Below are 9,707 nucleotides of genomic sequence, written 5' to 3' on the forward strand. Positions count from 1 at the left end.
AAACGAGCAAACACGTTTCATGGCTGGCAAAAAATTGAGGTTAACGCAATGGCGCCCCGCTCACATCGAGATCTGGCTTGGTGTTCCATCGCTGCTTCCAATCGGGCTTTTCGATCTTGGTTCGGAAGATGATGGTGTTGTCCAGAGCAAGTTCATCGGTCCAGATGAACTTGGCTCCTTCAAAATCATTCTCGAAATAAGGCTGCTTGGGATCGACCTCCTCCACTGAGTACTCCTTGGCGTTTTTCCAGGTGCTGTCATCGAAATCGATGGCCCACCAGTTGGCAGGCAGTGGCTCTTGCTTGACCTGCGGGTTTGCAGTGTCGCCATTGATCGGGCCGTGAAAAATGCTTCTGGCCTTCCAGCTGGCGTTGGTCACGGTGCCGTCGGCGAACTTCAAAATAAAACCGCCATCGCCGACGCTGCTGCCATATTCGAGGCCGGTCTTCGGATCAGCGTTGTCCTTCGCCAGCACGGCAATCGTCATTGGATATTCGGGCAGAAAGTCAACGCTCACGACATTATGCGGTGTGAACTGAATCGGATCCACGGCGACAAGACGTCCATTCACATAGAGCATGAACCAATTGTCCGCATACACGTTGAGCTTCATCGTGTCGGCGATGCTCGGTTTGATGAGTCCGGGAGGACCACCACCTTTTTTCTTTTTTCCGCCGCCACCCTTTCCAGGCTCACCCGGCGCCCCCCCAGGCCGCTGCCCACCCTGGCCTGCACCGTTCTGTCCAGGTGGATTGAGAATGCTGTCGAGCGGGCGCATACCTCCGCTGCCCCCAGCCCCGTTTGCAGTTGGCGTGGAGGTCGGTCCTAGAGGCGGATTCGTGGCAGGAGGTGGCGCGGGCGGTTGATCTCCGCTGCCAGGAGCGGCCGCACGCAATGGAGCATTGGGCGCGCTTTGCACTTCTTCCGTCGTGAGTTTGCCGTCGTGGTCCAGATCCGCTGTACCGAAAATGTACTTGGCAGCATCCGCCAGTTCCGAACTGCTCAGGCGGCTGTCCTGATTCGCATCCAGTTCGTAAGCGTGACGATTGATGAAACCAGCAAAAGCCGCGCCTTCACGGATGTCGCCCGCCGCATCGATCTCGGCAGGTGTGATGATGCCATCCATGTCCGCATCATATTTGGAGGCAGCGACTTTCATGTCAGCAAGAGTCTCTGCCAAGGTGACCATGCCGTCCTTGTTGCCATCGAGCTCAGCTCCATGCATCTGCATCCACGGCTTTCGCTGACCACCCAGCTGTCCGCCACCACCGGCCTGCGATGCCATGGGCTGTGTGCCACCTTCAGGTGCCATGTTGCCTGGGCTCGCACTTGCGCCAGGAGCCATGCCGCCACGTCCACCTCCGCCTTGACTGCTGCCGCCACCTGCTGCCGCACCGCCTCGTGAGTACACCACGCTCAAATCCGCTTTCGCGAGAATTTTGTCTTCGATCGCTGCCAGCAGCGCTTCTCTGCTCACGCTCGATTTCCCAGCGAGCTTCGGCTCGGCAGAAAGCGCATACACATGCAGCACATACGTCTTTTCACCGGGGCCCTGCGAATGCGGCGGCTCATAGCCTTCTTCGCCTTTGAAGCCGACGCCCAGCTTGCCCACACCCTTCACATTCTTCGGCAGGCTCGTCACATTGGCCGGGATGTCCCACATCACCCAGTAGCTCTTCATCTCATTCCCTGGAGCCAGATGATCCATGATCAAGGCATAGCTCTTCGTGCCAGAGGGTGCGCCTTTCCATTCAAGGGGCAGCGTCGCACCACTGCCATCGCCCGTGTAATCTGCGGGAAGATTGCCGCCGTCTGCCACTTCAGGGCTGGTCAAAACGAAGCCGCCTTCTGCCGCAGCGGGCGCACCGCCGCGCCGGCCACCGGGCTGTTCAGCAGTCGCTGGCGCCGCCAGTTCTCTGACATCCAGCTTGCCGTCAGCATTGCGGTCCATCGCGGAAAATTCGCTGCGGGCCTTCGCCATGGCTTCAGCCAGCGTCCCACCACTGCGTTTCGCGGCAAACTCACGCTTCACATTATCGGCGAATTCTTGTGCCGTGACGGTGCCGTCGCCATTCAGATCCATCAGGCTCCCAGAAGCCTGCGGCGGCGAACGCGGCGCATCTTCAGGAGGTAGAGGTGGATTCTCATCAGGCTTCATGCCTTTGCCAGGGCCGCCCTTGCCCTTCCCCATGCCTTTGCCTTTTCCACCACCGCCGCCCCGGCTCGTATAGACCTCCTTCACGACACCCTCGCTGCCGTTGTTAAACTCAAAAGGATAGGTGCCATCACTGTTGATGCTGTAGGTGATCGAACGCTTGTCGCTGCCCACCTGATAGCTGAGCTTGTAGCTGTTGGCTCCCGTACTCTCAAAGCCGGTAATCTCAGCCCCACGAAGAGGAGGCGTGTCGGGGCGTACACCCTGCGCACGCGGCTGCGGGTCCACCTGGCCCTCCGCCTCCACCACCACTCCATGAAACGCGCTCTGCAAATACGGCCGCTTCGTCGAGGCATGGTAGTGGTAGCCCACCTTCGCATCCTCATGGCCATGGCACTCGTCCAGCTTGCCAACCGGCGATCCGTCCGGCTCCGTGAGACCATAGATCGGGTAGCCATCCAGCGCATACGCAACCGGCATCCCCTTGCCAACCACCTGCTGCAAATGCAAAGGAGTGATGTGGTAATGGTAATCATCCGCCCGCCCACAGTGACCTCCCCACTGATCCAGCTCGCCGATCTCATAGGAAACCTCGCCGCGATTGTTCTGGGGATTGAAGATCGGGATGCCGTTAACGCCAAGTGCAATGGCACCGCGCAGAAAATGCCCCTCCACCATGGCTGGAGTTTTTGCGGGAACCGGGTGGAGAGGAATGCGCCACATGTTGTCCCCCGTGTAGTTCTGTGGCAGCGGCACTTGCTGCTGCCAGGCTGTGATACCCACCATCATGTTGTGATCCGGCATCCCGTTGGACCCAACGAAGAGGAAATCCTTGTCCCATTTCAATTCGAGCCTCGAGAAAGCAAGGAACGGCTTCGCTGCCGCAGGTGCATTCGCCGCATTGGCCACCGTTGCCGCAGCAAGATTCAAAGTGGACGCCGCCGAAGCCACCTGCACCGGCTTGCTCCCCCCTTGAGTCCGCACCGCATGCTCCTTCATCCACTCCTGCAGAATATGCTCACGCAAGCTCTCTTTTTCGGTGGATGCATCAGCTTTCCATGTGTGGGCAAAAGCCGCAGGACTGTTAAACAATCCCACGAACAAGGCGGCAACGAAGATGGCTTTCATATTCCTCATGCTGGAGCAGTGGTGTCAGTCGCTTATCAGCGAATTGCTCCTGATTTGTCAGCAAACCGTAAAGAAACTCGCGAAACCAGTCGCTGAAGCCAATAGTTCGACATGGCACCCGTCACGCGCATCCTCGTCATCGACGACGACACCGAGCTTTCACAGCTTGTGGCGGATTATTTGAAGCCAATGGGCTTTGAGGTCGAGTGCGAACACGAGGGCAACAGCGGAGCCGAACGCGCCCTCAGCGAGCCGTGGAATGCAATCATCCTCGATGTGATGATGCCTGGGTGTGATGGTTTTGAAGTGCTGCGGCGCATCCGGGCTAAATCCAAGGTGCCCGTGATGATGCTCACAGGTCGGGGTGAAGAGGTGGACCGCATCGTCGGTCTCGAACTCGGAGCAGACGACTATCTGCCAAAGACATTTTCATCGCGTGAACTTCTCGCCCGACTGCGCGCGGTGCTGCGGCGCTCAGGCTGGGTGGCGGAAACGTCCACCCAGGCTCCCATGAAGGAGATCGTCATCGGCCCGCTGCGCATCAATGTGGATTCGCATGTGGTCGTTCTCGGCGACACGCCCTTGGAACTCACTCCGGCAGAATTTGGCCTGCTGCTCTCACTGGCAAAAGCCCATGGCCGCGTGCGCACCCGCGAGCAGCTCATCGAAGATGTCGCCGACCGTGAATGGGATGTGTTTGACCGTGCCATCGACATGCACATTTCCACGCTGCGCCGCAAACTCGGCGACGACCCGAAGAATCCGCAGTTCATCAAGACCGTGCGCGGCTACGGCTACCAGCTCGTCACGCCCACCCGCTGACCCCTCATGAGCCGCCTGCGCCTGCCATTGTATCTGAAGATTTTGCTCTGGTTCGGGGTGAATCTGCTGGTGCTCGCATTCCTCGTGTTTGGATTCCTCAGCATGCAGTTTCGCATGAGCCTGGACTGGATGCTTTCGGGGGAGGCAGGCGAGCGCGTTTCGGCCATCGGCGACAGCCTCACGGACGAGCTTTCCCAGCTCCCCGAACAGCAATGGCCAGAAGCCCTGCAGCGGCATGGCTCGCAGTACAATGTGACCTTCGCTCTTTTCAGCAGCAACGGAACCCAGATCATGGGCACCCAGCTTCAAGTTCCTCCGGAAGTTCTGCCAAAACTCATCGACAAGCGCGGCCCGAACGACCGCCCACCACCACGACGACCTCCACCCGGCGTTGCCAGAAAGCGACCCTCTGATGCGCCTCCCAAACCGCGCTTCATGCTGCGCGCCGGTGATCCCGCACACTATTGGGCAGGCGTGCACCTCGATCTCACCCAGCAGAGCGATCACCGCCCGCTGACCTTGCTCATGGTTTCAAACACCATCACCGGAGGTGGCCTGTTTTTCGATCTATGGCCCTGGCTTGGTCTCGCCGCCGCAGCACTGCTGCTCTCCGCGCTCGTCTGGATGCCCTTTGTGCGCGGCATCACCGGCTTTATTGGACGTCTCAACCACGCCGCAGGTCGCATCGCGCAGGGAAATTTCGGCGAACGTGTCTCACGCAGCCGCAACGACGAATTGGGAGAGCTGTCCTCCTCCGTGAACACCATGGCCGCACAGCTCGGCGAATACGTCGCGGAGCAGCGCCGCATTACTGCGGACGTGGCCCATGAACTCTGCTCGCCGATCGCGCGCATGCAGATGGCGCTTGGAGTGGTGGAACAACGCAGCACGCCGGAGCAGGCCGGATATCTGAAAAAACTCGACGCCGAACTTCAGCACATGGCGAAGCTTGTTGAAGAGGTGCTCGCTTTCTCCAAAGCCGAGACGCTTCCCGAACGCGAAACCGCCGAAGACATCAACCTGCATGGATTGATCGTGACCGTCATCGCTCGTGAAGCACCTGAGGCTGATATCCAGCTTGATGTGTCCACGGATTTGCAGGTGCATTCACTGCGGGACGCGCTCGACCGCGCCATCGGCAACGTCCTGCGCAATGCCGCACGTTACGCCGCTGATTCGGGTCCCGTTCAGATTCATGCCGCTCAGCATGATGGCAAAACCGTCATCCGCATTTCCGATCAAGGCCCAGGCGTGCCGCCGGAAACATTGCCCCGCTTGTTCGAACCCTTCTATCGTCCGGAAGCCGCGCGCCGCCGCTCCACAGGCGGCAGCGGCCTTGGTCTTGCCATCACCAAGCGCTGCATTGAAGCCTGCCGTGGAACTGTGACTGCGAAACTGCGCGAACCGACCGGACTGGAGATCATGATTTCGATTCCAATGGCGTAGCAGCGTTCAGTCCGCCTTTTTCAATTCCGCCAGCATCTCCAGCAGGTTGTCCGTGAGAATGACACTCGTGTCCTCCTGCACCTGATTTGTGCCCAGCCAGGTCTCATAACCTCCGAGCTTGTGCTGCTCCAAAGTGGGTAGATAACCGTGACGACCGTTGGCCAAACCAACGACCATCGTTTGCGGAAACGGACTGCGCTTCTTCAAATCGAGACCGATTTCCACAAAGGTCTCAAACGGAATACCACACACCACCAGATCGCCGATGCGGATGGCTTGCAGTTGCACCGTGATCGTTTCTTCCTTGCGCTCTGCCGCAGCGACGACACTGCCCGCATAGTTTTTCGCCAGACGCGGCAGCTTCTCCACCGCCTCCTTGTCCTTCACCGCGAGGACAGCTTTCGCCTCCGCAACATCCTGTTCCGACGGGCGGCGAAACTTGAGCGTGATCTCGCGCTGAAGCATGCCCAGCGTCACATCACCGCGATGCTTTTCGATCTTCCGCTGCGCAAACCATGCTGTATCCGCCGCCTTCTGCGCCACAATGCGAATCTGCTCAAACGGCTCACGCGGCGGGCGCGTCACGCCAAAGGGGATATTGTTGATGTCGCCGGAGGTACCATTCGACATCATTGCCACGAAGTTCTCATCGCCACGCACACGCGAAGGCATGACACGGGCAAACTCCCCAAAGTAATCCGCAGACATCTCGCCTTCGGGAGCGCCCCCAACGTAGTGCAGCGAGTAGTTCGCATAAATGGCAATGGGCTTCCGCTTGGCATCCTGCACTGAAATGATGGTGATGTCTGGATCCGTGGGTCCGGCAGGATGATCCAGCGTGTTCGGGTCGGTGCCGGGATTCATCTTCACCTTGTCCATCCGGCCAAAGGGATTCAGCGGCATTTTCCCTGGCTTCAAATACCAGCGACGATTGAAAACCTCGTCTGCAAGAGGATGCGCCGCCGCACCGACCGATGCCGGCCTCAAAGCCGCATGCGCCTTGATGATTGATTCGGCGATACCCTCCACAAACCGTTTGTAATAACGCGCCGCCATCTCGCTGCGTGTGTTCACCGAAGGCCCGCTGTGCGTGTGCGTGGAGCTGATGAGCATCTTGTCCGCCGCCATGCCTGTCTTTGCCGCTGCGATGGCCTTCGCCTCATTGAGCACATCCGGTCCCGCACCCAGAACATCCACCACGACCATGGCCACCGTCGTTTTCCCATCATCAAGCACCAGAGCACGGGCATGAAACGGATCATGCGCCTTGTTCGCCGCATTGGCACTGAATCCTCCCGGCATGTTCATCGGAAACTCCGTGGGCGTGATGTCCACCGCCGCCGCTCCGGCTCGAAGCGCTTTGGTTTGAGCCAAAAGTGAGGGAGCAATGAGGAGCAGAGCGCAGACGACGGATTTCATGACTCGTCTATACGCACTCAATGAGGCGTATTCTCATGCCAAATTAAACCACCAGAATCAGGCGCTTGTCCCTACTGAGCGGTGAGGAACGCCAGCAAATCACGCAATTCTTCATCCGTCAGCGACACCACGAGCCCTTGCGGCATGATGGATGTTTTTAGCTCTGTGCGCTTTACAATGTCCGTCTGCGGGAAGGAGCGCTCCTTGCCGGTGAGATCACGAAAGACCTCCGTATGGGAAGAACGCAGCATGATGCCGATGAACTCAGTGCCGTCCTTGAGCTTCACCTGCGAGGGGTAGTACTGCGGGGCCACCTCACGGCTGGGCTCTAGAATGGAGCGCAAAATCGCCGCGCGATCCCCCTGCTTTGAGACAAGGCTCAAATCAGGACCCACCACATTGCCACGCCCGCTGTGTCGATGGCAGGTGGCGCAAAGACCGACCTTGGAATGGAAGAAAATGCGACGCCCGGCTTCCGCATCCGCCTTGCCAGGCAGCGCATCCAGCATCTTCAGCCACGCAGCAGTGTCATCAAACACAGGGCGGGTCGTGCTCATCACAAACGACTTGTCCTTGTCGGTGTAACGCAGTGCACGCCGCGCCTCATCACGCAGACTGCTCTCCTTGCCAGCAGCCAGTTTCACCAACAGTGCCTGTTCTTCCGCTTTGGTGGAGCTTGCGAGCCCCACGATGGCATCCGCACGCACTTCCGTTTTTTGCGATTCATCGGCAGCAATCTCCGCCAGCACCGCGCGCGCATCATCGGCATTGCGTGCCACCAGCGTGCGCACCACTTCCTGGGAAAGCACGGGATCGCCTACAGTAAAAAGCTCACGCAGTAAAGGCACCGTGAGCTGCTTGTGCGTTGCTGGCGCAAGACGAAGCGCATAACCTTTGAGTCGGGCGGGCGTCTTGGGATTAATGATGCGCTCGACGAGCACCTCGGGATTCGTCACACCTGCGGCGGGATCACCACGCAGCGTGTTCCAGGTGGCCAGAACGGCTTCGAACAGATGGTAGTCGAGCGTCGAGTCTGACAGCATTGCCTCCACCTGCGGCGTGAACTTGGTCAAAACCGCATCGGCAATCCAGCGCAGGCACTCGAAACGCATTTCAGGATCGTTATCGCCCAAGAAAGCGCTCACCCATTGGTCGTCACTCAAATCAACCCGCCGCAGAGCCACGAAGGCCCAGAGACGATCTTGAGCTGGCAGCTCCTTCACCTTTTCAACCGTCCACTTCACTCGCGACAGCGCGGTCAAAGCGGCATCAGCCAGATACGCATCCTTGCCACGCGCAAGCTGGAGAAGCTTGTTGGTATCCAACGTGGCTTTGCCAGTGCGCAGATCATCAGCAAGACGCGCATCTTCATTCGGCACATCCTGTTTCTCTTTCACCCAAGGCGCTTTCGCTTTGTCGATCTCCAGCTTCCAAAGACGCCCGCGCTTGTGAATCGGATAAGAGCTGAACACCCAGTCATTGAGATAGTAGGAACCATCAGGACCGACCGCCATGCACGTCGGCCGGAAGAAGTCACTGCCTTTGACCAGCGGAATCCGCTCTGAAGTATATCCCGCACCTTTTCGAGTGAGCGGAAAGTAATCAATGCTGTGATCGCTCCAGCTCGGGATCAATACACCGCCACCGAGTTCCACGATGGCACAGGGGCCTTCGCCAGAAGGATGCACCATGCCAAGCGTACCGCGCAGTTCGCCGTTCCATGCCACGAAAGGATGCACCGGCGCGCTGCCATACACCCACTGGAAACCGTAGTCCGCGCCTTCCACGACATACAACAACCGGCACGGCGGGCGGCTGCCGGGATCATTTTCAGCAGCAAAGATCTCGCCATCTTTGCGCACCATCAGTCCAAACGGATTCCAGAAACCGCGGGCGATACGGCGCATCTGCGCCCCCTCCGCCGTGCATCGAAACACACCGCCTTCTCCACGTCCGCTAACCTTGGATCCATCTTTGGCTGTGAGTGTCCAGTCCTTACCAAAATTTTCACCGAGCGAAAAGACAAGTCCGCCATCAGGATGCCACGACATGCCACTGAGGCCGTTATGCGGATAGTCCGCCACGGAATCAAGCGTGGCCAGATTCTCCTCCACATCCCCTAAGCCATCGCCATTAGTGTCCTTCACGCGCAGCACGCGGTCCCGCTCCGCGAGGTAGATCCAGCCATCTGGTCCGATCTCCACATGCATGGTGGCATCAGTCTTGTTGTAAAACACCCGGCGGTTCTTGCCGTTCGCATCAAAGACCACCACCTCATCATGCACCGGACCGTCGTAGTCCTCCGGCCTGAAGTGCGTGTGGCAGGAAACCGAATAGATGTTCCCGTTCTTATCCACGGCGATGCCAGTCGGCGTGACCAGATCCGGATGCTCAGCGAGCAGCGTGAGCTTGACACCCGGCTGCAATGTTTCGATCTGCGGCGGCAGTTGCGCTGGCACATCCGGTGATTTGGTCGGTGCAGCTGGAGGAGCGCCGAGCGCAGCGAAAACTGGCAGCAGAAGAAGCAAGTGGAGTGGTTTCATAGAGTTAGGCATTGCGGACGCGTTCCAAAGCTGCGGCGATTTCTTTTTCGATGACCGGCAGCGGATTGAGCAAGTTGAGCGGATCTGAGACAGGCGTGACCTCGTTGGTGCGTGGATCCCAGTTCACCGGGCCGAAGCGGCAGGGCGCTGGGTTCCCGGTGAGGATATGCATCCCGGCATCATCTTTATCGAAG

The 9,707-nt window shown here is 58.8% G+C and carries 6 protein-coding genes and 1 pseudogene; 2 read left to right on the forward strand and 5 right to left on the reverse strand.

The window, feature by feature from the left end; genetic code table 11:
- Positions 1–40: 40 nt before the first annotated feature.
- Positions 41–778: a hypothetical protein gene (locus ACIREA_RS18435; protein WP_397383806.1), complete on the reverse strand. Its 738-nt coding sequence runs from the start codon at positions 776–778 to the stop codon at positions 41–43.
- 639 nt (positions 779–1,417) lie between these two features.
- A pseudogene (locus ACIREA_RS18440) lies at positions 1,418–3,292 on the reverse strand (YHYH protein); the annotation flags it as partial.
- Positions 3,293–3,394: 102 nt separating this feature from the next.
- On the opposite strand from ACIREA_RS18440, the gene ACIREA_RS18445 reads away from it, so the two are divergent.
- Together ACIREA_RS18445 and ACIREA_RS18450 are read left to right on the forward strand one after the other, a co-directional pair.
- Entirely contained in the window at positions 3,395–4,105 is a 711-nt protein-coding gene (locus tag ACIREA_RS18445) for a response regulator transcription factor (protein ID WP_397383801.1), read from the forward strand.
- A 6-nt stretch (positions 4,106–4,111) separates the two neighbouring features.
- Positions 4,112–5,551, forward strand: a complete 1,440-nt coding sequence (locus ACIREA_RS18450) for a sensor histidine kinase (RefSeq protein ID WP_397383802.1) — start codon at positions 4,112–4,114, stop codon at positions 5,549–5,551.
- A 6-nt stretch (positions 5,552–5,557) separates the two neighbouring features.
- On the opposite strand, the gene ACIREA_RS18455 is transcribed toward ACIREA_RS18450, so the two are convergent.
- The 3 genes from ACIREA_RS18455 to ACIREA_RS18465 all read right to left on the reverse strand — a co-directional run.
- Complete coding sequence (locus ACIREA_RS18455; RefSeq protein WP_397383803.1) at positions 5,558–6,970, reverse strand: neutral/alkaline non-lysosomal ceramidase N-terminal domain-containing protein; 1,413 nt, start codon at positions 6,968–6,970, stop codon at positions 5,558–5,560.
- Positions 6,971–7,041: 71 nt separating this feature from the next.
- Positions 7,042–9,513 (reverse strand): PVC-type heme-binding CxxCH protein, encoded by a 2,472-nt coding sequence (locus ACIREA_RS18460; protein ID WP_397383804.1) that lies wholly within the window; start codon positions 9,511–9,513, stop codon positions 7,042–7,044.
- Between the two features lie 4 nt (positions 9,514–9,517).
- The coding region (locus tag ACIREA_RS18465) for a hypothetical protein (RefSeq protein ID WP_397383805.1) at positions 9,518–9,707 on the reverse strand (190 nt) is incomplete at its 5' end.

The organism is Prosthecobacter sp. (assembly GCF_044373815.1).
Classification (GTDB): Bacteria; Verrucomicrobiota; Verrucomicrobiia; order Verrucomicrobiales; family Verrucomicrobiaceae; genus Prosthecobacter.